The sequence below is a fragment of the Leucobacter salsicius M1-8 genome (assembly GCF_000350525.1).
Lineage (GTDB): Bacteria > Actinomycetota > Actinomycetes > Actinomycetales > Microbacteriaceae > Leucobacter > Leucobacter salsicius.
Map to the genome: position 1 here is coordinate 1 of NZ_AOCN01000001.1, position 24,885 is coordinate 24,885.

General features: G+C 66.4%; 21 protein-coding genes and 2 tRNA genes. 3 read left to right on the top strand and 20 right to left on the bottom strand.

Annotation, left to right across the window (positions count from 1 at the left end; genetic code table 11):
- Nucleotides 1–159: 159 nt before the first annotated feature.
- Nucleotides 160–1,500 (top strand): tRNA guanosine(34) transglycosylase Tgt, encoded by a 1,341-nt coding sequence (tgt, locus tag C795_RS0100005; RefSeq protein WP_026139323.1) that lies wholly within the window; start codon nt 160–162, stop codon nt 1,498–1,500.
- Nucleotides 1,501–1,565: 65 nt separating this feature from the next.
- Here the strand turns inward: tgt and C795_RS0100010 are convergent, their stop codons facing one another.
- The 5 genes from C795_RS0100010 to C795_RS0100030 all read right to left on the bottom strand — a co-directional run bounded on the left by C795_RS0100010 (nt 1,566) and on the right by C795_RS0100030 (nt 7,222).
- Complete coding sequence (locus tag C795_RS0100010; RefSeq protein WP_017791706.1) at nt 1,566–2,300, bottom strand: queuosine precursor transporter; 735 nt, start codon at nt 2,298–2,300, stop codon at nt 1,566–1,568.
- Nucleotides 2,293–3,285 (bottom strand): NAD(P)/FAD-dependent oxidoreductase, encoded by a 993-nt coding sequence (locus C795_RS0100015; protein ID WP_017791707.1) that lies wholly within the window; start codon nt 3,283–3,285, stop codon nt 2,293–2,295. The genes C795_RS0100010 and C795_RS0100015 overlap by 8 nt, the downstream gene beginning before the upstream one ends.
- 2 nt (nt 3,286–3,287) lie before the next feature.
- The gene (gene gltX / locus C795_RS0100020; protein WP_017791708.1) at nt 3,288–4,826 is read right to left on the bottom strand and encodes a glutamate--tRNA ligase; all 1,539 of its coding nucleotides are present in this window, start codon (nt 4,824–4,826) and stop codon (nt 3,288–3,290) included.
- Nucleotides 4,827–4,892: 66 nt separating this feature from the next.
- Nucleotides 4,893–6,269, bottom strand: a complete 1,377-nt coding sequence (locus tag C795_RS0100025) for an MFS transporter (RefSeq protein ID WP_017791709.1) — start codon at nt 6,267–6,269, stop codon at nt 4,893–4,895.
- Nucleotides 6,266–7,222: a LysR family transcriptional regulator gene (locus C795_RS0100030; RefSeq protein ID WP_017791710.1), complete on the bottom strand. Its 957-nt coding sequence runs from the start codon at nt 7,220–7,222 to the stop codon at nt 6,266–6,268. The genes C795_RS0100025 and C795_RS0100030 overlap by 4 nt, the downstream gene beginning before the upstream one ends.
- A 92-nt stretch (nt 7,223–7,314) precedes the next feature.
- Here C795_RS0100030 and C795_RS0100035 point away from each other — a divergent pair, with 92 nt between their 5' ends.
- Nucleotides 7,315–8,388 (top strand): aminotransferase class V-fold PLP-dependent enzyme, encoded by a 1,074-nt coding sequence (locus C795_RS0100035; protein WP_017791711.1) that lies wholly within the window; start codon nt 7,315–7,317, stop codon nt 8,386–8,388.
- A gap of 142 nt (nt 8,389–8,530) precedes the next feature.
- On the opposite strand, the gene rlmN is transcribed toward C795_RS0100035, so the two are convergent.
- From rlmN to thrC, 14 genes are all read right to left on the bottom strand, one after another.
- Nucleotides 8,531–9,880, bottom strand: coding sequence for a 23S rRNA (adenine(2503)-C(2))-methyltransferase RlmN (gene rlmN, locus C795_RS0100040; protein WP_017791712.1), 1,350 nt, complete (start codon nt 9,878–9,880; stop codon nt 8,531–8,533).
- A 53-nt stretch (nt 9,881–9,933) separates the two neighbouring features.
- Nucleotides 9,934–10,416 (bottom strand): DUF779 domain-containing protein, encoded by a 483-nt coding sequence (locus C795_RS0100045; protein WP_051053710.1) that lies wholly within the window; start codon nt 10,414–10,416, stop codon nt 9,934–9,936.
- Nucleotides 10,417–10,562: 146 nt separating this feature from the next.
- Complete coding sequence (gene adhP / locus C795_RS0100050; protein WP_017791714.1) at nt 10,563–11,609, bottom strand: alcohol dehydrogenase AdhP; 1,047 nt, start codon at nt 11,607–11,609, stop codon at nt 10,563–10,565.
- 92 nt (nt 11,610–11,701) lie between these two features.
- The gene (gene exaC / locus C795_RS0100055; RefSeq protein ID WP_017791715.1) at nt 11,702–13,225 is read right to left on the bottom strand and encodes an acetaldehyde dehydrogenase ExaC; all 1,524 of its coding nucleotides are present in this window, start codon (nt 13,223–13,225) and stop codon (nt 11,702–11,704) included.
- 96 nt (nt 13,226–13,321) lie between these two features.
- Nucleotides 13,322–14,692, bottom strand: a complete 1,371-nt coding sequence (locus C795_RS0100060) for a sigma-54-dependent transcriptional regulator family protein (protein ID WP_157486868.1) — start codon at nt 14,690–14,692, stop codon at nt 13,322–13,324.
- Between the two features lie 58 nt (nt 14,693–14,750).
- Nucleotides 14,751–15,854: a carboxylate-amine ligase gene (locus C795_RS0100065; RefSeq protein WP_017791717.1), complete on the bottom strand. Its 1,104-nt coding sequence runs from the start codon at nt 15,852–15,854 to the stop codon at nt 14,751–14,753.
- 69 nt (nt 15,855–15,923) lie between these two features.
- Nucleotides 15,924–16,712 (bottom strand): fumarylacetoacetate hydrolase family protein, encoded by a 789-nt coding sequence (locus C795_RS0100070; protein WP_017791718.1) that lies wholly within the window; start codon nt 16,710–16,712, stop codon nt 15,924–15,926.
- Between the two features lie 2 nt (nt 16,713–16,714).
- Nucleotides 16,715–17,812 (bottom strand): branched-chain amino acid aminotransferase, encoded by a 1,098-nt coding sequence (locus tag C795_RS0100075; protein ID WP_017791719.1) that lies wholly within the window; start codon nt 17,810–17,812, stop codon nt 16,715–16,717.
- Between the two features lie 31 nt (nt 17,813–17,843).
- A complete protein-coding gene (locus C795_RS0100080) occupies nt 17,844–18,908 on the bottom strand; it encodes a 3-isopropylmalate dehydrogenase (RefSeq protein ID WP_017791720.1) in 1,065 nt (354 codons plus the stop codon).
- Between the two features lie 139 nt (nt 18,909–19,047).
- Nucleotides 19,048–19,120: transfer RNA gene (locus C795_RS0100085), tRNA-Glu, on the bottom strand.
- Nucleotides 19,121–19,422: 302 nt separating this feature from the next.
- Nucleotides 19,423–19,495, bottom strand: a tRNA-Glu gene (locus tag C795_RS0100090).
- A 118-nt stretch (nt 19,496–19,613) separates the two neighbouring features.
- Nucleotides 19,614–20,021 (bottom strand): phage holin family protein, encoded by a 408-nt coding sequence (locus tag C795_RS0100095; RefSeq protein ID WP_017791721.1) that lies wholly within the window; start codon nt 20,019–20,021, stop codon nt 19,614–19,616.
- Between the two features lie 74 nt (nt 20,022–20,095).
- Nucleotides 20,096–21,277: an AI-2E family transporter gene (locus tag C795_RS0100100; RefSeq protein WP_017791722.1), complete on the bottom strand. Its 1,182-nt coding sequence runs from the start codon at nt 21,275–21,277 to the stop codon at nt 20,096–20,098.
- 39 nt (nt 21,278–21,316) lie between these two features.
- Entirely contained in the window at nt 21,317–22,747 is a 1,431-nt protein-coding gene (thrC, locus tag C795_RS0100105) for a threonine synthase (RefSeq protein WP_017791723.1), read from the bottom strand.
- A gap of 198 nt (nt 22,748–22,945) precedes the next feature.
- Between thrC and mscL the strand changes: the two genes are divergently transcribed.
- Nucleotides 22,946–23,326: a large conductance mechanosensitive channel protein MscL gene (gene mscL / locus C795_RS0100110; protein ID WP_017791724.1), complete on the top strand. Its 381-nt coding sequence runs from the start codon at nt 22,946–22,948 to the stop codon at nt 23,324–23,326.
- Between the two features lie 108 nt (nt 23,327–23,434).
- Here the strand turns inward: mscL and C795_RS0100115 are convergent, their stop codons facing one another.
- Nucleotides 23,435–24,874, bottom strand: a complete 1,440-nt coding sequence (locus C795_RS0100115) for a dipeptidase (RefSeq protein ID WP_017791725.1) — start codon at nt 24,872–24,874, stop codon at nt 23,435–23,437.
- Nucleotides 24,875–24,885: the final 11 nt, after the last annotated feature.

Here is a 24,885-nt window from a genome sequence, read left to right on the forward strand (position 1 = left end):
CTTCGTTGCGGCGACAAGAGACAACATTACGCAGTTGTCGGGGCGAAGGCAAACCCAGCCCCAAACACGGGCGTGTCGCGGGGCACTTCCGCATGAACATGCAGAATCCCGCAGAACGCCCGCCCGCGACCTTTAAGCGTTGCCTGCTTAGATGGACTCGTGACTACGAGCCTTCCTCAAGATCCTTCCCCCGCCGACTTCTCTTTCACCCTCGAGCATCGCCTCGAAGCAGGAGGGTCTACCGGCAGCAAGGACCAGCCGCTCGGCCGGGTGGGCACGATCCACACGCCCCACGGCGACATTCAGACGCCCGCCTTTATTCCGGTGGGGACAAAGGCCACCGTCAAGGCTCTGCTCCCCGCGTCCGTGAGCGAGCTCGGGGGCCAGGCGGTACTTGCCAACGCCTACCACCTGTTCTTGCAGCCTGGCAGCGACCTGGTCGATGAGGCCGGCGGTCTCGGTAAGTTCATGAACTGGAGCGGCCCGACCTTCACCGACTCCGGCGGGTTTCAGGTAATGTCGCTCGGGGTCGGGTTCAAGAAGGTCATCTCTATGGCCGAGCACGATCACGACACCACCGACGTGATCGCCAAGACGAAGGAGCGCCTGGCTCACGTTGACGAGGACGGCGTGACGTTCAAGTCGTTCATCAACGGCGACCGTCACCGGTTTACTCCCGAGGTGTCGATGCAGATCCAGCATCAGCTCGGCGCCGACATCATCTTTGCGTTCGACGAGTGCACCACGCTCCTGAACACTCGTGAGTACCAGGAGGACTCGGTCGCCCGCACCGCTCGCTGGGCAGTTCGGTGCCTGGACGAGCACGCGGCCCAGTCCAGCGAGCGCTCACATCGCCCGTACCAAGCCCTCTTTGGCGTGGTTCAGGGCGCACAGTATGAGGATCTGCGCCGCGAGGCGGCACGGGGCCTTGCCACGATGACGGGCGCGCAGGCCGAGCAGCAGATGTTCGACGGCTTCGGCATCGGCGGCGCACTCGAGAAGACGAAGCTCGGCACGATCACTGGCTGGGTGAGCGACGAGCTCCCCGAACACAAGCCCCGTCACCTGCTCGGCATCTCCGAGCCCGATGACCTGTTCGCGGGCATCGCCGCGGGCGCCGATACGTTTGACTGCGTTGCCCCATCGCGTCAGGCGCGCGGCGGCAGCATGTACTCCCCCACCGGACGCATCAACGCGAAGTCGGCCGGCCAGCGGCGCCGGTTCGCCCCGCTCGATGAAGAGTGTGATTGCTACACCTGCGAGAACTACACCGCGGCGTACCTGCACCACCTCTTCAAGGCGAAGGAGATGCTCGCGTCGACCCTCGCCACGATCCATAACGAGCGTTACATCGTACGTCTCGTGGACCGGATCCGGGCCAGCATGATCGATGGCACCTTCGCCGAGCTGCGTGAGGAAGTGCTGGGGCGCCAGTACGGAATGGAGTTTGCGCGCGAGGCCGCCCAGAGCGCCCGGGCGTTGCAGACGGCCAGCGTGTAACCAGCGCCGGATCGCAAAAGGCCGCAGCGCCCTCGGGAGCTGCGGCCTTTTGCGTACCAGCTGGCTTACGCCTGGAGCTCGCGCTCTTCGGCGGTGCGCACGTACTTGATGACGCGGGTCGTGACGGGCAGCAGCACCACCTCGGCGAGCACTTTGACGACGTAGCCGAGCACGACGTACATCACGAAGTCGATGCCGGTGATGATGCCAGCGAACGCGATCGTGCAGAAGAGGAGCGTGTCGATCAGCTGGCCGGCGATCGTCGAGCCGATCAGGCGGGTGCGCAGAAAGCGGCCCGAGGGGCGGCGGCGCAGCCGGTCCAGCACCCAGGCGTTGACGAGCTGCCCCGCCAGGAACGCGACGAGGCTGGCGAGCACGATGCGTGGCACGAACCCGAGCACCGCCGCGTAGGCTTCTTGGTTCTCCCAGCCCGCGGCCGGAGGTGACACCTGTACCGCGAGAATCGTGAGCGAGGCCACCAGCGCCAGGCCGAATGCCGCGAAGATTGCGCGGCGGGAGGCCTTCAGCCCGTACACCTCGGCGAGCACGTCACCCAGCACGTACGCGAGCGGAAACAGGAACACCCCGCCATCGAACACGAGCGGCAGCGACAACCCGCCGAACGCGATCTCACCGAACGCAATGGGCTTGACGGCCACGACGTTTGAGATCAGCAGAATGCCCACGAACGCCGCCGAAATGGTCGCGTATCGTGCACCCCGGCTGGCGGATCGCGCGCCGGGCGTCAGGTAGTCGCCGCTCACTGCTCGCTCCTCGGTTCGCTCCGTCGTGTTATTCATCGATCATTCCTACCCCGAGTGCGCCCCGGATCATATCCATGTTGAGCTTGGCCGCGACGCGTGCGCCGTTGCCTGCCGCAATGATGAGTTGCTGCGGGCCGGGGGGCACGATGTCGCCCACGGCATAGACTCCGCGGGCTGAGGTCTCGCCGCGGTCATCGACCACCACGAGCCCCCAACCGTCGCGGTCCAACTCGAGCGCGCCCATGAACTCGACGGGCGCGTTCCAGCGCGGGCGCACGAAGCCGCCCACGCGGGGAATGACCTCGCCGTCGGCGAGGCGCACCCCCGTCATGTCGGCCTTCTCGCCCACGATGTCGTCGATCGCGCGGCGCTCGACACGGATGCCGATCGCGTTCAGCTGTGCTTCCTGCTCGGGCCGGATCGTATCGGCGCCGTTCGTAAAGACGATCAGGTCTGAGCTGAACCGACTGATGAGCAGCGCGCGCGCAAACAGATCCGCAGTTTCGCCGATCAGCACGAGCGGCTTGTCGGTCTTCTCAAACCCGTCGCATTCGACGCAGCTGTGCAACGCCGTGCCGTAGTAGGCGCGAATCATGGGCAGCTGCGGCAGTTGCTCGGTGAGCCCGGCCGCGATGAGCACGCGGCGCGCAATGAACTCGGCGTCGGCTGCGCCCCGGATCCCGGTGCCGCGCACCCGAAACCCGATGCCGTCGGGGAATCCGACCGCCCGGGCCTCGTCCTCGCTGAGCCGCTCCACCGAGCGCGTGATCGCCTGCGCATACTGTGCGGTCGGATACGCTTCGAATTCTTCACGCCCGAGCCTCCGCAGTTCGAGGGGCGAGGCCCCGTCACGGGTCAGAAACCCGTGCGACTGCAGGGTCGCCGAGTGGCGGGGGCGATTGCTATCAAGAATCGCGATGCGTCGGTTCGCACGCACCAGCTGCAGCCCCGCCGACAGCCCCGCCGGGCCGCCACCGATAATGGCGACGCCGATGGGAAGGTCATTCGCACCCGCCGTCATGGCTACTCCTCGTCTGCGGCTTTCGCGGCCAGAAAGTTGGTGAGCTTGACGAGGCGCGCGAGCGTCTCTGCCTTGCCGAGCAACTCGAAGGACTCGAACAGCGGCGGTGACACACGGCGGCCCGAAGCCGCAACGCGCAGCGCACCAAAGGCCACGCGCGGCTTGAGCTCCAGCCCGTCGATCAGCGCGGTCTGCAGCGCAGTCTGAATCGCCTCGGTGTTCCAGTCGCCCTCGGCGACTGCCTCGAGTGCGGTGGTGCCAGCGTTCAGCACCGTCTGCGAGTCACCCTTGAGCGACTTCAGTGCATCGTCCTGGTAGCTGAGCGCGTCGGCGCTCGTGAACAGGAAGCCGAGCATGTCGTTGACCTCGGAGAGCACCGTGACGCGGCTCTGCACGAGCGGAACAGCCTGGCGCACGATGTCGAGCTGCTCAGCCGTCGGCTCCACGGGAAGTGAGCCGCCAGCGATCAGGTACGGCAGGATGCGCTGGCCGAAGTCCTCTTCGCTGAGCAGGCGAATGTGGTCGGCGTTGATCGAGTCGGCCTTCTTCTGGTCGAAGCGAGCCGGGTTCGGGTTGACGTCGGTGACGTCGAACGCCGCAATCATCTCGTCGCTCGTGAAGATATCGCGATCCGGCCCGATGGACCAGCCCAGGAGCGACAGGTAGTTCAGCAGGCCCTCGGGAATGAAGCCGCGCGCACGGTGGTGCAACAGGTTCGACTCGGGGTCGCGCTTGGAGAGCTTCTTGTTGCCCTCACCCAGCACGTAGGGCAGGTGGCCGAACTGCGGGATCGCGGTTTCAATGCCGAGCTCGACGAGCGCGGTGTGCAGCGCGATCTGGCGCGGGGTCGACGACAGCAGGTCCTCGCCGCGCAGCACGTGGGTGATGCCCATCAGCGCGTCGTCGACGGGGTTCACCAGCGTGTACAGGGGCGCACCGTTCGGGCGCACGACGACGAAGTCGATCGTGGAACCCGCGGGGAACGTGATGTCACCGCGCACGAGGTCGGTGAAGGACAGGTCGATCTCGGGGACGCGGAACCGAAGTGCAGGTTCGCGGCCCTCGGCACGGAATGCGGCGCGCTGCTCTTCGGTGAGGTCGCGATCGAAGTTGTCGTAGCCGAGCTGCTTGGGGCGACCCGCCGCCTCGTTGCGCGCGTCGATCTCTTCAGCGGTCGAGTAGCTCTCGTAGAGGTAGCCGCCCTCGCGCAGGCGCTCGATGATGCCCGCGTAGATCTCACCACGCTGCGACTGGCGATACGGGCCATGCTCGCCGCCAGCGTCGATGCCCTCATCCCAGGTCAGGCCGAGCCAGCGCAGTGAGTCGAGGATCTGAGCGTAGCTCTCCTCGCTGTCGCGTGCAGCGTCGGTGTCCTCGATCCGGAACACGAACGTGCCGCCGGTGTGGCGCGCGTAAGCCCAGTTGAACAGGGCGGTTCGCACCATGCCCACGTGCGGGGTGCCCGTGGGTGAGGGGCAGAAGCGGACGCGAACATCAGAACCGGTCGCGGTGGAAAACAGTGAAGTAGCAGTCTCAGACATCGGATCCAGTCTAGTCGTTGGTCAGTGGGATCGGCTGCGCATCAGCCGGAGGAATTTGGGGGCCGGTTAGGAGCGCCTGATCATGATCCAGAGGCGCGCCGCCACCAGCGCACCTGCGGCAAGGATGCCGCCTGCAATGAGGGACAGCATGGGGAAGTCTCCGATCGCGAAGGCGACGCCCGCGAGCGCACCGGCCACGGCTCCTGCGGCGCTCATGCACGTGTCAGAAAGCCCCTGCCACCTGGGGCGCTCGTGCTCGGGAGTGATGTCGGTGAGCAGCACGGCGCCAGCGACGGTCACCGCGCTCCAGCCGAGCCCCAGCAGAGTGAGCGAAATCTGCACCGTAATGTGTGAGGGGCCCGCAACGTAGGCCAGCCAGACCGAAGCGGCCAGCAGCACAAACCCGATGGCGATGGTCGGCATACGCCCGAACTTGGTCGCCGTGTAGCCAAACACGGGCGACAGCGCGTACATGCCCGCAATGTGGAGGCTCAGGGTGAGCCCTACGATCTCGGCGGTGCCCCCGGTGTGCATCAGGTGCAGCGGGGTCATGGCCATGAGCCCGACCATCAGGATCTGGGCGACCGAGATCACAATGATCGTCATGATCTGGGCACCCCGGGTGAGGGTGTGCGGGATCTTGATGCTCGCGGTCCGAGGTGTCGCGGGCGAGGATTCCGCGGCCGCGAGCTGCCCGGCTGCCGGGGCAGCATGATCCGGATCGACACTCCCCCGCACGGTCTCGACCACAGCGGCCTCGAGCACAGCGGCCGCGGCAGCAGCGGCCTCGTGGGCCGAGACCTCGCGTGCGGTGAGCAGCGGGTCGGGCCGCAGGCCGAGCCAGTTCACAAGCGCTGCGAGGAGCTGCGCCACACATGCGAACACGAAGACGCCAGCGAGTGGAGGCACGCCGAGGGCGTTGCCGACGACCTCACCGGGGCCAATGAGGTTCGGGCCGACGACCGCGCCGATCGTGATCATCCAGACCACGAGGGATAGGTCGCGGGCGCGACGGCGCGGCAGCGCGAGGTCGGTGGCGGTGAAGCGTGACAGCAGCTGCACGGCCGCGGCGACGCCCAACATGCCCAGCCCGAGCGCGATGACCGGCCAGATGCCGATCGCCGCGCCAAAGATTGCGACGACGGCGCCGACGAATGCGACCATACTGCCGATGACGAGCGCGCGTCTGCGGCCGTGACGCATCGCGATGCGGGCGAGCGGCACGCCCGCCGCTGCCGTGCCCGCGCTAAACATGGCGGAGGCGAGCCCCGAGATGGCGTCGTTGCCGCTCACCTCGGCGAGCAGCAGAGATCCGACGGAGAGCGCTGCGCCGACCCCTAGGCCACCGAGAATTGTCGCCGCACTCAGCACGATGATCGTGCGCCGTTGCAGCTTGGCAACACGGTCCGAGGTCAGCGCTGTGGCGTGGATTGTTGAGCTCATGCGATCGCCTCCAGGCCCCACTTGGCGCCGTCGACGCCCGAAAATAGCCGCTTTGCGAGGCGCACCTGCGGGCTTTCATTCGCGGTCGCCATCGCAACGAGCCCGATCGTGCGGTGGCGCGGGGGGTCGAGCTCGAGCGCCTGCGCGTCTTCGGGGAGCGAGCGCGCCGCCGCGAGCGCGAGCCCGGGCACCAGCGCGACCGCCCCACCGGCAGCGGCCATTGCGAGCATCGCGGGAACGTTATCGGTCTCTTGAATAATGTCGGGTTCGAACCCGGCCTCGTTTGCCGCAGTCAACAGGTGACCCCGGCACTTTTCACAGCCGGCGATCCAGTGATCGGCGGCGAAGTCCTCAAGCTTGGCTCGGCTCTCGGCAGGGTCGCAGCCCCGCTCGCTCGACACCACGAGGCGCACCTCCTCGCGCCACAGCGGCAGGAAGGCGCTGCCGGCGGGCAGCTCGGCGGCCCCTTCGTAGTCGAAAATCAGCGCGCAATCGACCTCACCGTCGCGCAGCATCGAGGTTGCCTCGGGCGGCTCCGCCTCCCGATACTGCAGGGCAACATCGGGCGCCTCCGCAGCGAGCCTGCGCATCAGGTCGGGCACGAGGGTGGCCGAGGCCGAGGGGAAGCCCACGAGCCTCAGGGTGCCGGATCGTTCGCCGCGCAGGTCGTCGATGGCAGCCAATGCAGCGTCGATCTCGGCGACCACGGTGCGCCCGTGATCGGCGAGGATGGTGCCGGCGGTCGTGAGCCGGATCCCGCGGCCGCTGCGTTCGATGAGCGGCACACCAAGGCGCCCCTCGACGCGCTTAATGCGCTGACTCACGGCGGGCTGGCTCAGACTGAGGCTGGCCGCCGCCGCTGTCAAGGACCCGGTGGTCGCGAGGGCGTGCAGAATGCGCAGTTCTGTGGAATCGATCGACCCGAGGGGATCAGCGCTGCGAGGCGAAGTCATGCGTTTCATTCTACGCGATACATAACCATTTGTGCTTCAGGGATAAGAATGATTCTGTTTCATTATGCGTCGCGTGCTCCTACGCTCGAAGCATGAGCACCGTCGCTGCACACTTCATGCCCCTCGCCGAGGCCCGTACACACTTCGCGCAGGCCCCGGGATACCTCTCGGCCTGCACCTCGGGGTTGCCACCGCGCGAAGCGCTCGAGGCAATGTCCAGCTTTACTGCTCGGTGGGCGACGGGCGCCCACGATGCCGTCGCTATCGGTGCAGAGGTTGAGCAGTGCCGAGCCCTGTTTGCCCGTATTGCGGGAGTGGCCGCTGACCGCGTCGCGGTCGGGTCGCAGACTTCGCAGCTGGTCTCGGTGATCGCGGCCAGCTTGCCCGACGGCGCCGAGGTCTTGTGCGCCGCGGGCGACTTCGCCTCACTCACCCATCCGTTTGAGCAGCAGCGACACCGGGGCGTGCGTGTTCGATACGTCCCGGTCTCGGAGCTCGCCGCCGCCGTTTCGCCGGGCACCGCCCTGGTCGCGTTCTCGCTCGTGCAGTCGGCCACCGGCGAGGTCGCCGATCACGAGGCCATCGTGGCGGCGGCGGCGCGAGTGGGGGCACGCACGCTGGCCGACCTGACGCAGAGCCTCGGTTGGCTCCCCGTGCCGGCCTCTCTGTTTGACTACTCCGTGTGCCACGCCTATAAGTGGCTGTGCGCCCCGCGCGGTACCGCGTTTCTCACGGTTGCCAAGGGACTCGAAGACTCACTCGTGCCGATCGCAGCGGGCTGGTGCTCGGCAGAGAACGTGTGGGAGTCATGCTACGCGGGCCACACACCGCTCGCTCCGAACGCCACACAGTTCGACCTCTCCCCCGCATGGCCGGTGATTGGCGGCACGGTCGCTGCACTCGAGTTCATCGCGACGATCGACCCGCACGAGGCGCAGGATCACGGGGTCGGCCTCGCCAATGCCGCTCGCGCCGAGCTCGGGCTCCCGGCGGGCAATTCGGCAATCGTCGCCTGGCCAGACGCCGATGGTGCTGACTTGGCAGCGATGCGGGCCGCGGGCATCACTGCGTCGGGCCGCCTGGGGAACGCCCGCGTCTCGTTTCACCTGTGGAACACCTCAGATGACGTCGAACTCCTGGCCCGCGCGGTGCGCCGCGAGCCGTAGGACACGCCTGGCCGGGCTACCTCTCAAAATACGACAGATGCTCCAGGTTGTGCGGTTGAGAACTCGCTCAACCGCACAAGCTGGGGCATCTGTACACCGTGCGGCGGTGTGCGGGCAGCTACGCGCGCGCTGCTGCTGCGTCCTAGCGTGCTGCTGCGTCAGTCGCTGCGTCTGCGCGGGCTTGAATCTTGTCTTCCTCGGAGGCAACAAGCTGACCGCAGGCGCCGTCGATTTCCTTACCGCGCGTATCGCGCAGCGTCGTCGGCACACCGGCAGCATTGAGTCGGTCTACGAACTCGCGTGTGACCTCGCGCGTCGACGAGGTCCAGATCGACCCGGGGGTGGGGTTCAGCGGAATCGGGTTCACGTGCACCCAGCCGCGACCGCGCGCGTTGAGCTTGTCGGCGAGCAGGTCGGCGCGCCAGCCGTGGTCGTTCATGTCCTTGATCAGGGCGTACTCGATCGAGACGCGACGACCGGTCTTCTCGTAGTAGTGGTACGCCGCATCGAGCACCTCCTCAACCTTCCACCGGCTGTTCACCGGAATCAGGTCGTCGCGCAGCTTGTCGTCGGGGGCGTGCAGCGACAGCGCGAACGTGATCGGCAGGTCCTCGTCCGCAAGCTTGCGGATCGCGGGAGCAAGTCCGACCGTCGACACCGTGATACCGCGGGCCGACATGCCGAGCCCCTCGGGCGACGGCGCGACCATGCGCTTCACGGCGTTCATGACGCGCTTGTAGTTGGCGAGCGGCTCGCCCATGCCCATGAACACGATGTTGTTGACGCGTTCAGCCTCTGCACCGTTGCCCTCGCGGCGCTTGCGGCCAAGACCACCCTCGGAGATGATGCGGTTCGCCTGCACCACCTGGTCGAGAATTTCGGCGGTCGACATGTTGCGGGTGAGGCCCGCCTGGCCGGTTGCGCAGAACGGGCAGTTCATGCCGCAGCCGCACTGGCTCGACACGCACAGCGTGATGCGGCCGGGGTAGCGCATGAGCACTGACTCGACGAGCGCGCCGTCGAACAGACGCCACAGCATCTTGACCGTGTCGCCGTCGTCGGTGACGAGGCGCTTCACCTCGGTGAGCAGCGGCGGGAAGAACGCGGTCGCGAGCGCCTCACGGTGCTCAAGCGGCAGATCCGTCATCTCTTCGGGCGCGGTCGTACGGTGCTCGAAGTAGTGCTTGGACAGCTGCTTCGCACGAAACTTCGGCAGCCCCATCTCGACGACCTTCGCCTCACGCTCGGCGAGCGTCATGTCGGCAAGGTGCGTGTCGGGCTGCTTCACCCGCGGCGAGGCGAACTGCAGCGTCGGGCGCCCGTCGGGGTTGGTGAGCTGGTTCCAGCCCTCGGTCTTCGGGCGCACCTGAGGGCGCGCTCCCGCTTCGGGAGGCGCTGAAGAGCCACGCGGGCGCGTCTTAATCAGCTTGGGCGGCTGATCCTGCTTCGGAGGAAGCGCGGCGGGGCCATGGTTGAGCTTGTTCGGATCCATCGTGCTCTATTGTCGCATGCGGCGCGGCAAGCGAGCTGAGCCCGCCGATCCGGCTACAGCAGGCGGGACCGGATCAAAAACCGCTGCCCCTCGGGCGCCTCGAGCGAGAAGCCGCCCCCGCGCCCCGGCACCGCGTCGACGGTCAGGTGGGTATGCGCCCAAACCGCGAACTGCTCCCCCGACATCCAGAAGCCAATCTCGCGCGGCCGGGAGCCTGCATGATCCGGATCCAGGGGCGGCAGCACGAGCGTGCCCAGCAGCACATCTTGCCCCCCGGTGCGGAACTCCCCCGCCTGATAACACATGGGGGCACTGCCGTCGCAGCAGCCGCCCGACTGATGAAACATCAGCGCGCCGTGCATAGCCCAGAGCTTGTCAATGAGCGCGATGGCGGCGGGCGTAAACGCGAGCCGGCTCGCGACCTCACCCTCGACCTCGGGGCGCGCGTCAACGCAGCCGGGGATGTCGGCCGAATTCACCAGCTCGGCGGTGGGCAGATCGCACGCCTGTGCATTACCAACGATTGAATCAGTCATGATCTTCGTCTCCTCTGCGGCTGCGCTGCCGCCTGGCTTCCATGCTACGCCGAATGGCACAGCCTTCAATGGTGGGGCCACAACAGCGGCGGGCCGGTGCGATGTCCCCCAACACCGCACCGGCCCACCGAGTTCACGTCGCCGACCTAGGCGTCGGCAAATCTGAGCACGACCCGGCCGTCAATCTTGCCCGCGCGCATTTCGTCGAGTACTTCGTTGACGTCCTCGAGCGGACGCTCCGCGATCGTGGGATGGATGAGCCCGCGGTTGTAGAAATCGAGCGCCTCGATCATGTCCTGCCTGGTGCCCACAATCGAACCGCGAATGGTGAGGCCCTTCAATACGATGTCGAAGATCGGGGCGGGGAAGTCCCCGGGCGGCAGTCCGTTGAAGACGATCGTCCCGCCGCGACGCGTCATGCCGATGGCCTGACCGAAGGCGGCCGGGTGGACGGCCGTGACCAGCACGCCGTGGCTGCCGCCCGTCGCGCGCTGCACCGCCTCGACCGGGTCCTCCTCGCGTGCGTTGACCGTGACCTCGGCGCCGTGCTTGCGGGCCAGGGCGAGCTTGTCCTCGGCGATATCAACCGCGGCAACGCGCATGCCCATGGCGACCGCATACTGCACCGCGATGTGCCCGAGGCCCCCAATGCCCGAGATCACGACCCACTGTCCGGGCCGCACCCCCGTCACCTTGAGGCCCTTGTACACCGTCACACCGGCGCACAGTACCGGGGCGACCTCTGCGGCATTGACGCCGGCGGGCAGCACTGCCGCGTAGGTCGCGTCAACGATCATGTATTCGCCGAAGGAACCGTCCACCGAGTAGCCGCCGTTTTGCTGCTGCTCGCAGAGCGTCTCCCAGCCGGTGCGACAGTGCTCGCAGTGGCCGCATGCCGACCACAGCCAGGCATTGCCGACCGTGTCGCCGACGGCAACGTTGGTGACGCCCTCGCCGACAGCCTCGACAATGCCGACGCCCTCGTGCCCGGGGATGAACGGCGGGGCAGGCTTGACCGGCCAGTCCCCCTCGACGGCGTGCAGATCGGTGTGGCAGACGCCCGTGGTCAGCACTCGCACAAGTGCTTGGCCCGGGCCGGGGGTGGGAACTGCATAGTCGGTCACGTCAACCGGTGTTCCGAATGCGTTGACAACGGCGGCGCGCATCGTTGCGTGTGCTGCTGGTGTAGTCATAAGAAAGAACTCTCCTGTGATGTGTGGTGGTTATGGTGTGTCAAGCGTGGTGGTGTGGTGTGGTGAGTGAAGATTCACGTTTGCGTGCCGGCTTAGAAGAAGCCGTCAGCGCTCTCCTTGTAGCTCACGAGGAGGTTCTTCGTCTGCTGGTAGTGGTCAAGCATCATGAGGTGGTTCTCACGGCCAATACCGCTCGACTTGTAGCCGCCGAAGGCGGCGTGGGCGGGGTACGCGTGGTAGTTGTTGACCCAGACGCGGCCCGCCTGGATCGCGCGGCCCGCACGGTATGCCGTGTTGCCGTTGCGGCTCCACACGCCTGCGCCGAGACCGTACAGGGTGTCATTGGCGATGCGAACCGCATCGTCAAAGTCGGTAAACGTTGTGGCCGATACGACGGGACCGAAGATCTCCTCCTGAAAGATGCGCATGTCGTTCGTGCCGCGGAAGATGGTGGGCTGAATGTAGAAGCCACCCGCCAGGTCGCCGTCGAGGTCGGCCACCGCGCCGCCCGTGAGAATCTGGGCACCCTCCTGCTTGCCGATATCGAGGTACGACCTGATCTTCTCGAACTGGTCGTTGGAGGCCTGCGCCCCCATCATGGTGTCGGTGTCGAGCGGGTTACCACGCTTGATCTTTTCGGTGCGTTCGACCACGGCGTCCAAGAAGTCGCCAGCCACGGACTCCTGGATCAGGGCGCGCGAGGGGCACGTGCACACCTCACCCTGGTTCAGGGCGAACATCGTGAAGCCCTCCTGGGCCTTGTCCCAGTACGCGTCGTCCTTGGCCATCACATCGTCAAAGAAGATGTTGGGGCTCTTACCACCGAGCTCGAGGGTGACCGGAATGATGTTTTCGGAAGCGTACTGCATGATGAGCCGGCCCGTCGTCGTCTCGCCGGTGAACGCGATCTTGCGGATTCGCTTGTTTGAGGCGAGCGGCTTGCCGGCCTCCGCGCCGAAGCCGTTGACGATGTTCACCACGCCCGGGGGCAGTAGATCGCCGATGAGGTCGAACAGCACGAGGATCGAGGCGGGCGTCTGCTCGGCCGGCTTCAGCACGATCGCGTTGCCTGCGGCGAGCGCCGGGGCAAGTTTCCAGACGGCCATGAGAATCGGGAAATTCCACGGGATGATCTGGCCGACCACGCCCAGCGGCTCGTGGAAGTGATAGGCGACGAGGTCTTCGTTGATCTGAGACACCCCACCCTCCTGCGCCCGGATCGCGCCGGCGAAGTAGCGAAAGTGGTCGATGGCGAGGGGAATGTCGGCGTTGAGGGTCTCACGCACGGCCTTGCCGTTGTCCCAGGTCTCGGCCACCGCGATGAGTTCGAGGTTTTGTTCCATGCGGTCGGCGATCTTGTTGAGAATCACCGCGCGCTCTGCGGGCGAGGTCTTTCCCCAGCCGGGGGCGGCTTCGTGGGCGGCGTCGAGCGCGGCTTCGATGTCCTCGGAGGTGCCGCGGGCAACCTCGCAGAATGCCTTGCCGGTGACGGGGGTGATGTTCTCGAAGTACTGGCCCTTCACGGGCGGTACCCACTGGCCGCCGATGTAGTGCTCATATCGGCTCTTGAAGTTGACCAGGGAATCGGGATGCCCGGGTGCAGCGTAGACGGTCATGGTGTTCTCCTCAGACGACGTTGTCGGTGGCGGGCGATGTTCCTGCCCGTGTGCCACACGATACGCAGCGCAACGTTGCATCTACGTTGCACGAGGTCACTCGGCCGTAAGCGCCTCAAGTTTCGCGACGACTCGGGCACGCTTGGGTGACAGCGGCGGCAGCACTTGCAGCAGCGTCTGCCACACTTCAACGTCACCTGGGGCCCAATTCTGGGCGTACTCGAAGAGCGGGTCGGCCGCCGCCGACTGCAAGAGCGCCTCGCGCAGTGAAGCATCGACCTCGGTGCGCAGCCGAACGGCTACGGGTGCTTCGGAGTCGGGCAGCAGTGGCCCCTCATAGGCCGCCAGGGCCAGCCTGTGGGCACCCCGCCCAATGGCTTCCAGGGCCTCGAGGGCGTCGATCCGCAGCTCCCCGCTGAGTTGGTAGGGGCGTGAGCTCAGCTCCAGGGGCACCTCGACCGCGGCCAGCCATTTGCGGAGGCGCACGATCTCCGCGCGCAGGGTCTGGTCAGTTCCGTCCTGCCCGTAGACCTCGTCGACGAGCTGGGCCGTGTTGAGACCCCGGGGTGTGGCGGCGAGCGCGAGCAGGATCTCGCTGTGTCTGCCGCCGACCTGATGGGAGAGCCCTGCATGCTCAAGCTGTGCTTGGTCGCGCCCGAGGGTGACGAGTCGCGGCGGGAGCTTGCGCGGCAGCGCGTCGGCGCGGATGCGTGCGGGAGCCCGTCGTTTCGGGGTGGCCCGCTCTCGTTCGATGAGGGCGCGCAGCGACTCGAGTTTGAGTTCGGCGTGCACGGCAGCGACGGTCGCCTCGACGAGCGGCATCAGGTGCGGTGAGGCGGCCCCGTCGCCGCCGGTCACGTCGATCACGCCGAGAATCGATCCGTTGCCCGGATTGTGCACGGGCACTGCCGTGCAACTCCACTCGTGCACCGCGCGTGAATAATGTTCGGCCCCCATCACCTGGATGGCATGGTTGAGGGCGATCGCGCTTCCCGGCGCGCTCGTACCCACGGCCTGTTCAGACCAGTCGACCCCCGCGGCGAAACCCATGTCCTCGGCCCGCGTCCGCAGCTTGTGATCGCCATCGACCCACAGCAGCCGGCCCGCCGCATCACCCACCGCGACGATGAACCCCGAATCGCTCGCCTCCTGCATGAGGAGCCGCTGCACCACCGGCAGCACTCTGCCGATGGGGTGCACCTCGCGAAACTGCGCGACCTCATCCGTCGTGAGCGTGGCCCGCTGCGGTGCATGATCCGGATCGATCGTGTGCTCGTGCGACCGCAGCCAGGAGGCGAGCACCACCGGGCGCAGCTGGGCAAATCGTCGCAGGATCGCAGGATCATCGCCCCCGTCAGAGATGAAGGCCTCGTGCGCACGCTCGAGCAGTGCTCGTCGTTCGCTCACCGATTCGCCCGCGCGCAGTGCCCGCCAGTCGCTCATCTCACGCCCCATCGTCGCAGCCAATGCTTTGAGGGTAGCTCAGGCCCCTCAAGAGCGCGAGCGCGCGGGTCGGATGCGCGGCTCAGTCCGTCGCGTCGTGCGAGGTGCGGTACAGCCGCAGCAGCTCGGCGATGCCGCCCGCGTTCCAGGCCGCACGCTGCTGCTCTGCCGGCCCCTGCTGGGTGTATCGACGCTCCAGAAAGCGTTCAATGGTCGCGAGATCCCCCGCATCGTCGAGCTCCCCGGAGACGTAATCCATGAGCGCTGACACGACTTCGGCGGCCGGTCGCGGCTCCCCGAGGAATGGGTGCACCAGATCACCGGCCAGGCCGTTGCGGGCCGCGATCCAGTGCGCGCCCCGCAGTACGTCGGGTTGCGCACGCTCAAAGGGCTCGCCCGCCGTGCGCTCGCGCAGCGCACGCGCCACGAGGGCGCGCACGATGAGCGCGAATGCGACCGCATCGCCCGCGGTGAGTTGTGAATCTGCGGTGCGCAGCTCGATCGTGGGGTACTTTTCTGAGAGCCGGATCGACCAGTTGACGAGCGCCGGGTCGAGCAGCGCGCCCGCCCGTACGAGGTCCGTGACGACGCGGTCGTAGTCGTTGGCGTTGGCAAAGTAGGGCGGGTAGCCCGAGCTGGGCCACTGCTGGATCGACAGGTAGCGCCAGCTCGCGTACCCCGAGTCCCCGCCGAGCCAGATCGGCGAATTGGCCGTGAGCGCGATGAGTGCGGGAGACCAGACGGCGATGCGGGCGAAGACCTCGACGCCCGCATCGCGTGACGGCACCTCGACGTGCACGTGAGTGCCCGTCGAGTAATACCGGGAGACCATGCCGCGCATCGTGCGGTCAATGTCGAGGTAGCGTGGCTTCTCCACAACCCGGCCTGGCTGGCTGCCGCCGACCGGGGGCAGCCCCGTGCCCGCGAGCACGAGGCCCTCTGCGGCCGCGGCCGCGGCGGCGACCCGGCGAAACGTGGTCAGCTCGTGGAGGGCGGCCTCGCCGGATTCACAGACGGAGGTGGCCGTCTCAACTTGGGAGTGAAAGAACTCGTGCTCACACCTGAGGTCGGGAAGCGCCCGAATCAACGCCTCAGCGCCGTCACGCGGTTGCCCGGTGACGCGGTCGAGGAGGAGGAACTCCTCCTCGACCCCAAATCGGGGAGCTGCAGGGGTGCGAGCGGTCATGACGCTCACCTTCCGTCTGGTCGCGGCAGCCGATCTGCTACCGCTTCGAACTCTAACCCAGCACCGTGTCTAACGCACGGTATTACGCAGGGTGCCGATGCCGTCAATCTCGACCTCGACCGTGTCACCGGCTTCGAGCCGGCCGACGCCGGCGGGGGGGCCCGTCAAGATGACGTCACCGGGCAGCAGCGTGAACGCCTGGGAGGCATACGAGACGATCTTCGCGAGCGAGTGGATCAGCTGCGACGTGCGGCCTTCCTGCCGCACCTCACCGTTCACGCGCGTGACGAGGCGGGCGTCGGTGAGATCCGGATCCGTTTCAATCACGGGCCCGAGCGGGCAGAACGTGTCAAACCCCTTGCCCCGGGTCCACTGCCCGTCAGCGATCTGAATATCGCGGGCGGTAACGTCGTTCGCGCAGGTGAACCCGAAGACGTACTTGAGCGCGTCCTCCTCGGATACGTCCTTCGCGACGGCCCCGATGACGAGCGCAAGCTCGCCCTCGTGCTCGACCCGATCGGACACTGCGGGGCGCACGATCTCGTCCTCGGGCCCAATCACCGAGGTGTTGGGCTTCAGAAACAGCAGCGGTTCGGGGGTCGCTTCGCCGCCGGTGACATCGCGCATTTCAGCCACGTGGTCGGCATAGTTCTTGCCGACACACACCACCTTTGAGCGAGGAATCACGGGGGCAAGCAGCTTGACCGCGCCGAGCGGTACCCGGCGGCCCGTGGTGTCGTAACCGGCGACGATGGGGTCACCGTGCAGTTCGACCAGCTCAACGCTGTCGCCCGACTCCGACCGGTCGATGATGCCGAACGAAATTTCGCCCTCGTACAGGTACCGCGCAATCTTCATGCTTATGCCTCAGCCTTCACGATGACCTCGAGCCAGTTGTGCGGGTCCTCGCGGGTGCCGAACTGGATGCCCGTAAGCTCCTCGCGCAGGCTCATGGTGACCTCGCCCGGGGCCGCGTCACCGAAATCGATCGAGAAATCCTTGGCCTTGAGCTGGCCGATCGGGGTGATTACCGCGGCGGTGCCGCACGCGAAGGCCTCCGTGATAGTGCCGTTTGCGACGCCCTCGCGCCACTCCGAGACAGTCACCTCGCGCTCTTCGACCGTGAAGCCACGATCCTTCGCGAGCTGGATCAGGCTGCGACGAGTAATGCCGTCAAGGATGTTGCCATTGAGCTGAGGGGTCACGAGCGTGTCGTTGCCCTTCACGAGGAAGAGGTTCATGCCGCCAAGCTCGTCGATCGTGTCGGTCGTCGCCGAGTCAGTGAAGAGCACTTGCTGGCAGCCGTTCTCCGCTGCCTCCTGCTGGGGCGACAGCGAGGCGGCGTAGTTGCCGCCGCACTTCGCAGCTCCCGTGCCGCCGCGACCGGCGCGAGCAAAGTCTTCTGACAGCCAGATCGAAACGGGGCGCACGCCGCCCGTGAAGTAGGCGCCCGCCGGGCTCGCAATGACCATGAAGCGCGCGCGCTCGGCGGCGCGCACACCGAGGAAGCTCTCGTCGGCGATCATGAAGGGTCGCAGGTAGAGGCTCTGGTCGTCACCACTGGGGACCCAGTCGCGATCGACCGAGACAAGCTCGTTGATGGCGCTCACGAACAGCTCTTCGGGGATCTCGGGCAGCGCGAGGCGCACGGCCGAGGTGTTGAGGCGTGCGGCGTTGGCGCGCGGGCGGAAGGTCACGATCGTGCCATCGGCACGGCGGTAGGCCTTGAGGCCCTCGAAAATCTCCTGCGCGTAGTGCAGCACCGATGAGGCCGGATCCATGGGGATCGGACCGTAGGGCAGCACCTCGGCGTTGTGCCAGCCGTCTTGCTTCGTCCAAGAGATCGAGACCATGTGGTCGGTGAACACGTTGCCGAAGCCGGGGTTCTCGAGCAGCTGCTCGCGCTCGGCTGCGGAGCGTGGGGTGCCCGGAGTGTGGGTGAAAGTGAGTGAGGTCATGGGTAAGGTTCCTACCAAGTCTGTGAGTGAGTTAGGCCGCACGCGCGGGGAGCGCCGCGATCACGGCGTCGCCGATTTCGCTGGTGCCGCGCTGGGCGTCGCCTCGAACCGCAAGGTCGGCGCGCACGGCGGCGCGCACGCGCTCGGCCTCCGCGGGCAGCTCGAGGTGGTCGAGCATGATGGCCGCCGACAGGATCGCTGCGGTCGGGTCGGCCTTCTGCTGCCCGGCAATGTCGGGCGCTGAGCCGTGTACCGGCTCAAACATGCTCGGGAACGCGCCGTCGGGGTTGATGTTGCCCGAGGCCGCGATGCCGATGCCGCCGCCGATGGCGCCAGCGAGGTCGGTGAGGATGTCACCAAAGAGGTTGTCCGTCACGATGACGTCAAAGCGAGAGGGGTTCTGCACCATGTGAATGGTGGCGGCGTCGACGTGCATGTAGTCGACGGAGATTTCGGGGTACTCGGCCGAGACCTGCCCGACCACGCGCTGCCAGGTCGCACCAGCGTGCACGAGCACGTTGGTCTTGTGTACCCAGGTGAGCTGTTTGCGGGGGCGCTTCTGCGCCATCTCGAACGCGTAGCGCACGATGCGCTCGACGCCGAAGGCTGTGTTCACCGAGACTTCGGTGGCGACCTCGTGCGGGGTGCCTCCGCGCAGCGTGCCACCGTTGCCCACGTATGGGCCCTCGGTGCCCTCGCGCACGACGACAAAGTCGACGTCGCCCGGCTCAGCGAGCGTCGAGGTGACGCCGGGGAACAGAGTGCAGGGGCGCACGTTCGCGTACTGATCGAAATCGAAGCGCAGCTTCAGCAGCAGGCCCCGCTCAATGTTTGCGTGCTTGAGACGCGGATCACCGGGAACGCCGCCGACCGCGCCAAACAGAATCGCGTCGTGCTCGGCGATCGCCGCCTGTTCCTCTGCGGGCAGGGTGTCGCCCGTGGCGAGGAAGCGCTCGGCACCGAGCTTGAACTCGGTACGGTCGAGCACCACGTCGCCGCCCGCGAGCACCGCGTCAAGCACACGATTGGCTTGCTCGGTAACTTCGACACCGATCCCGTCGCCGGGAATGACTGCGAGTTTAATGGTGCGGGCCACTGAGCGCTCCTCTTCGTGCTGAAACTAAACGTCTCCAGCTTACTGCGCACAGGGCCTCCCCCAGACTCGGGCTCGCCGTTCGAAGCGTCGGGGCAGAAATGACGAAAGCCTCACCCGAAGGTGAGGCTTTCGTGTTCGGTGACCCCAGCGGGATTCGAACCCGCGTTACCGCCGTGAGAGGGCGGCGTACTAGGCCGCTATACGATGGGGCCGAACGCATTGCTTCTCGCGGGTAGTCCCGCGATTGCAACGAGATATATCCTCGCACAGGCCCGAGCACCGCTGTGACCACTCTTGCGGCCAATCGAGCCGCAACACCAAGAAATCGTTGATTTCATGCGGAACTATAGCGCGAACGCAATTTGCTCAAGATCCGGATCGCGCGCGTGGCGCGCTTGCCGCGCGCAGCATGCCGCCGAACCATGCCGGCGCGATGGCCGCCGAGGGTGAGCCGGTTGGAGCACCAGCACAGAAACAACGAAAGCCCCACCCGAAGGTGAGGCTTTCGATCCGGTGACCCCAGCGGGATTCGAACCCGCGTTACCGCCGTGAGAGGGCGGCGTACTAGGCCGCTATACGATGGGGCCGGACGCGCTGCTGTGGCGCTTTTCAGCATCACCTGCAACAGGTTATATTTTGGCACACCCCCGGCGGGCTCAGCAAATCGCGACGAGAGCCCCGGGAGTGTCGACCACTACTCGGCTGCTACTGGGCCGATTTCATCATTTTGCGCGCGATTCGCCGATCGAGCCATTTCTTCACCACGAACGACATGATGATCCATCCACCGAGTGCCGTAATCACCCACACAATGAGTGGTGCTAACAGCCATGCATTGAGGCCATGAATTTCGATGCCGCCCTGGAACAGCGACGCGATCCACAGGGCGAGCAGCGTGGCAACGAGCCCAACGCCCCCAGCGAGTGGGGCCGCGTAGCGCTGGGCCAGGCTCAGGACGAACGGGCCGAGGATCGCGTGCGTTACAGTAAACACTCCGACCGCCACCAGAAACCCGCCGACGTGCAGCGTGAATCCGGGCAGCGCGAACTGCGCCACGATCAACCCGACTGCCGACAGCACGAGCTGTGAAAGAACTTGAATCAGCAGTCTCATGACGGCCCTCCGTTGGGTGTGATGTGGCGCAATCGGCCGATACTGCCAGGCTAGCGCAGCCTGCGGGCGGTCGCCTAGAGTTCGTCCGCGCGAGGACGGAACGGGCGGGCCGCGAGGTCGGGCCCGTCCCACACCTTGATGATGCCCCACGCGACGGCTGCGATCGGTACCGCGAGCACGGCCCCCAGGATGCCGCTCAGCACAGTGCCGATAGTCAAGGCCAGCAGGATGACGAGGGAGTGCAGCTTCAGCGCGCGACCCATGAGTAGCGGCTGCAGCAGGTTGCCCTCGAGCTGGTTCACCAGCACCACGACGCCTACAACCACGATCGCACTGACCGGCCCGTTGGCGACGAGCGCCACGAGGGCGGCGAGCGTGCCGGCGAGGGTCGCACCGACAATCGGAATAAACGCGAGCATGAACACCAGCACCGACAGGGGCAGCGCGAGCGGCACCTGCAGGATCACCAGCCCGATACCAATACCGATGGCGTCGACCGCCGCAACCGCAGCGGTGCCGCGAATGTACGATCCGAGCGTCTGCACCGTCTTGGCGCCGGCACGCTCGGCGCGCGCAAGACCTTCACCACGGAAGGGGCGCAGCATGAAGCGCCAAATCTGCGGGCCGTCCTTCAAAAAGAAGAACAGCACGACGACGAGCAACACGATCCCGGTCACAAAGTTTGTGACGACGCCCACCCCGGCGAGTGCACCCGAGCCGAACTGTGAGCTGGTGAGAAAGTCCACGACGGCGGTCTGCCATTCCTGAAGCTGCTCGGGGGAGGGCCAGAACGGCAGCTCGTGCCCCCAGGCCAGCACCTGCTGGAACCCCTCTTCCGCCTGTTTCGCGAGGTCGCTCCACTGATCCTGCACTGCCCACACGATGAGCCACCCGACACCGGTCAGCAGCAGCATGATCGCCAGCAACATGATCACGGTCGCCACCAAGGACGGCACCCCGCGGTCGCGCAGCCACCGCATCACGGGGGCAAAGGTGCTCGCGAGGATCAGGGCGATCAGGATCGGAATCACGACCGTACTGAGCGAGCGCATGCCGATGATTGCGGCGGCGGTCAGAGCGAGCACGATGATGATCTGCAGCGAGCGTGTGGCCAGTAGCCCAAAGGTGTCGCTCCAGGCCCCGCTCACGCCGCCCCGTGCGGCGGCGTGAGATCCGGATCCCCCGCTCCCCTCCTCTGCAAATTCGAGCCGCGCGACGCGCCGCTCAATGTCTTCTTGATTCCTTCGGAAGAACATGGTGTGCCTTTCGTAGGTGCGCGGGAGGGGTAAAGCGTACTAGCGCCGGGTGGCGCGCGCCGCGACGAACGCACGCAGGGCGGCCTCGTCGTTGCCCATCTCAGTGACGTGTTGCGGCAGCTCGAGCAGGCCTGCGAGATGCTCGGGGATGCCGAGGCGTTCGCCCGTCGCCTCAAATACGATCTCGGGGAACTTCTCGGGCTTCGCGGTCTCGAGTACGAGCATGGGCACGCCGGGCTCGACGTGCTCGCGCGCCACCTTCACGCCGTCGGCCGTGTGCGGGTCGATGAGCGTGCCGGTCGACTCGAACACCGAGCGGATCGTGGCGACGCGGTCGGCGTGAGTCGAGGTGCCGCTCTGAAACCCAAACTCCGCAACGAAGCGGGGCACCTCGGTACGCAGGTCGATGCTGCCCGTCTCGTCGAGTTCGCGCCAGGCGGCGGCGAGCCGCTCGGGGTCGCGGCCCAGCAGGTCAAAGATGAAGCGCTCCAGGTTCGACGCCTTCGAAATGTCCATCGAGGGGCTCGAAGTGAGGTAGGTTTCTGCCGCCGCGCGGGGCGTATAAACGCCGGTGCGGAAGAAGCTGTCGAGCACGTTGTTCTCGTTTGCGGCGAGCACGAGACGGCGTACCGGCAGGCCCATGCTCTTGGCGAGGTGGCCCGAGAGGATATTGCCGAAGTTACCCGAGGGCACCGTGAACGAGACCTCGTATGTGGCACGGTCGGCCGCATCGACGTCGTCGGTAGCGCGCAGCCACGCCCAGAAGTAGTACACCATCTGCGCCGAGATGCGGCCCAGGTTGATGGAGTTGACGGTACCCAGGTCGTGCTCCCGCTTGAACTCCAGGTCGCCCGAAAGCGCCTTGACGAGGTTCTGGCAGTCGTCGAAAACACCCTCCACGGCAATGTTGTGGATGTTGTCGTCGGTGAGCGAGTACATCTGGGCGCGCTGAAAGTCGCTCATGCGACCCTGCGGCGACAGCATGAACACGGAGATGCCGTGCTTGCCGCGCAGTGCGTACTCGGCGGCCGATCCGGTGTCCCCCGAGGTCGCCCCCACGATGTTGAGCGCACGGTCGGCGGTCGCGAGCACGTGCTCGAGCGCCTGCCCGAGAAACTGCATCGCCATGTCCTTGAACGCGAGCGTCGGGCCCTCGGAGAGACCCACGAGCGAGATGTCGCCCTCGAGGTGCGTCACCGGAACGATGGCTTCGTGCACGAAGTTCTCGGTGCTATAAGCCGCGTGGCACATGCGCGACAGGTCCTCGCGCGCGATGTCGGTGGCGTAGAGCCCAAGAATCTCGGTGGCGAGCTCGGGGTAGCTCAGGTCCCGCCAGGCCTCGATCTGCGCGGCGGAGACCGCGGGGACAGTTTCAGGAACCACGAGCCCGCCATCGGTGGCAAGCCCCTCGAGGAGAATCTCGCCGTACGATGCGGACGTCATGCCGCCGCGGGTGGAAAAGTACTTCACCTGTGCTCCTTTGGATCGCTCCCCGAAATCGGGATAACTCTCTCATTCTGCCATCTGTCGCCGCTCGGCCCGGCCATGTGTCGCGAAGTGCGGCGTTCTTTGCGATTCGAGGCGCGCCCTGGCACGGTTCGCGCTATCGTTTGCTGCACACGGTTTCGGCCACTCTTTCACTCTTCACACACGAATTGGGGACACCAGATGTTCAAGGGATTCAAAGAATTCTTGCTGCGCGGTAATGTCGTTGATCTCGCGGTCGCGGTTGTTATCGGCGCTGCGTTTAACGCCGTCGTTCAAAAGGTGGTCGATTCGCTGATCACGCCGATCATCGGCATGTTCTTCCAGGCGGACTCGCTCGATACCGCACTGATGATCCAGCTGCCCGGTGGCGGTGCGATCGGGCTCGGCGCGGTGATCGGCGCAGTCCTGAACTTCGTGATCGTCGCGGCCATCGTCTATTTCGTATTCGTGCTGCCCATGAACAAGATGCGCAAGCCCGCTCCCGAGGTCGAGGCTGGCCCCACCCAGGAAGAGCTCCTGGCCGAGATTCGCGATCTGCTGCGCACGCAGCAGAAGAGCTAACTCGCTGTATTTGGCGCCCGAGGGCCCCAAATGACGGCGGGGCCGGATCACCTATCGTGATCCGGCCCCGCCGTTTCTGTCTCTCTGGGCAGTTGGGTGCCCGCGTGACTAGCCCTCGCGGGTGTCGAGACGCGCGAGGAACAGCGCCTCGGTGAGCACCGACTTGCGGAACGATTCGATGTGCAGCGATTCGTTGGGGCTGTGCGCTCGACCGTCGGGGTCTTCGACGCCCGTGACAAGAATCTGCGCTTCGGGGAACTCGCTGACCAGCTCGGCGATGAACGGGATCGACCCGCCCACGCCCATGTCGACCGGGGCCTTATCCCAGGCGTCAGCCATGGCCTGGCGCACCTCGGCAACGGCCCAGCCGCTCGTGTCGACGAGGAAGGCCTGTCCCAGGCCAGCATCCTCGAACGTGAGCTTGGCGCCGTACGGGGCACGAGCTTCAAGGTGTCGCTTGATGGCGTCATAGGCCGCATCGGGGTCCTGGCCCGGCGCGATACGGGCGCTGATGCGCACGAGCGTCGAGGGAATGAGCGTGTTCGACGCATTCGCGATGTTGGGCGCGTCGATACCGGTGATCGAGACGGACGGCTTCGCCCAGATGCGCGACAGGATCTCGCCGCGCCCGATGGGGGTCACGCCGGGCAGCAGGCCCGACTCCTCACGCAGACGCGCCTCATCGTAGGGCGGCGAGGCGATCTCGGCCTCGGTGAGGCCCTCCACCGCAACGGCACCGTCGGCATCCCAGAGCGTGTCGAGCAGGCGCACCGTTGCCATCATGGCGTCGGGCACCGATCCGCCGAACATGCCCGAGTGCGAGGCGTGTGCCAGGGTCTCGACCCGCAGGTTGAAGGCAACGGCACCGCGCAGGGCGACCGTGAGCGCGGGGGTCTCGGAGTCCCAGTTACCCGAGTCGGCGACAATGATCGCGTCGGCCGCGAGTAGCTCGCGGTTCTCGCGTAGGAAGCTGCCGAAGGACTGCGACGCCCACTCCTCCTCCCCCTCGATGAAGAGGGCGATGCCGAGGTCGAGCTCGCGGCCCTCGGACTTGGCGGTGTCCACGAGCGCGCGAATCGCGCCGATGTGGGCCATCACGCCGGCCTTGTCATCGGCAGCGCCGCGACCGTACAGCCGGCCGTTGCGTTCGGTCGGCTCGAAGGCCGGGCTGTCCCAGTCCTCGTCCTTGCCGGGAGGCTGCACGTCGTGGTGCGCGTACAGCAGCACGGTGGGGCGTCCGTTGCGGGGTTCGCGGCGCGCCACGACGGCGGGCTGGCCGTACTGGGTTTCCGTTGCACCCTCGGGCTGCACATCGAGCGGGGCACGGCGCACGTCGACCTCATCGAAGATGCCGATCTCGCGCAGCATCTCGGCGATGTCGGCCGAGCTGCGCTGCAGGTGCTCGTGGTTGAACGACGGCCACGAGACTGACGGGATGCGCACGAGGCGCTCGAGATCCGAGATAGTGCTCGCGAAGTTGTCGCTGACGTGGGCGCGGATCGCGGCTTCGGTCTGCGTGGTGGCGTTGGAAGTGGCTTCGGTGGCCATGCGTCGTCTCC

Coding starts and splice junctions, on each gene's coding strand:
- C795_RS0100010 (WP_017791706.1), bottom strand. CDS start 2,300: ATGAATAACACGACGGAGCGAACCGAGGAGCGAGCAGTGAGCGGCGAC.
- C795_RS0100015 (WP_017791707.1), bottom strand. CDS start 3,285: ATGACGGCGGGTGCGAATGACCTTCCCATCGGCGTCGCCATTATCGGT.
- gltX (WP_017791708.1), bottom strand. CDS start 4,826: ATGTCTGAGACTGCTACTTCACTGTTTTCCACCGCGACCGGTTCTGAT.
- C795_RS0100025 (WP_017791709.1), bottom strand. CDS start 6,269: ATGAGCTCAACAATCCACGCCACAGCGCTGACCTCGGACCGTGTTGCC.
- C795_RS0100030 (WP_017791710.1), bottom strand. CDS start 7,222: ATGACTTCGCCTCGCAGCGCTGATCCCCTCGGGTCGATCGATTCCACA.
- C795_RS0100035 (WP_017791711.1), top strand. CDS start 7,315: ATGAGCACCGTCGCTGCACACTTCATGCCCCTCGCCGAGGCCCGTACA.
- rlmN (WP_017791712.1), bottom strand. CDS start 9,880: ATGGATCCGAACAAGCTCAACCATGGCCCCGCCGCGCTTCCTCCGAAG.
- C795_RS0100045 (WP_051053710.1), bottom strand. CDS start 10,416: ATGACTGATTCAATCGTTGGTAATGCACAGGCGTGCGATCTGCCCACC.
- adhP (WP_017791714.1), bottom strand. CDS start 11,609: ATGACTACACCAGCAGCACACGCAACGATGCGCGCCGCCGTTGTCAAC.
- exaC (WP_017791715.1), bottom strand. CDS start 13,225: ATGACCGTCTACGCTGCACCCGGGCATCCCGATTCCCTGGTCAACTTC.
- C795_RS0100065 (WP_017791717.1), bottom strand. CDS start 15,854: ATGACCGCTCGCACCCCTGCAGCTCCCCGATTTGGGGTCGAGGAGGAG.
- C795_RS0100070 (WP_017791718.1), bottom strand. CDS start 16,712: ATGAAGATTGCGCGGTACCTGTACGAGGGCGAAATTTCGTTCGGCATC.
- C795_RS0100075 (WP_017791719.1), bottom strand. CDS start 17,812: ATGACCTCACTCACTTTCACCCACACTCCGGGCACCCCACGCTCCGCA.
- C795_RS0100095 (WP_017791721.1), bottom strand. CDS start 20,021: ATGAGACTGCTGATTCAAGTTCTTTCACAGCTCGTGCTGTCGGCAGTC.
- C795_RS0100100 (WP_017791722.1), bottom strand. CDS start 21,277: ATGTTCTTCCGAAGGAATCAAGAAGACATTGAGCGGCGCGTCGCGCGG.
- mscL (WP_017791724.1), top strand. CDS start 22,946: ATGTTCAAGGGATTCAAAGAATTCTTGCTGCGCGGTAATGTCGTTGAT.
- C795_RS0100115 (WP_017791725.1), bottom strand. CDS start 24,874: ATGGCCACCGAAGCCACTTCCAACGCCACCACGCAGACCGAAGCCGCG.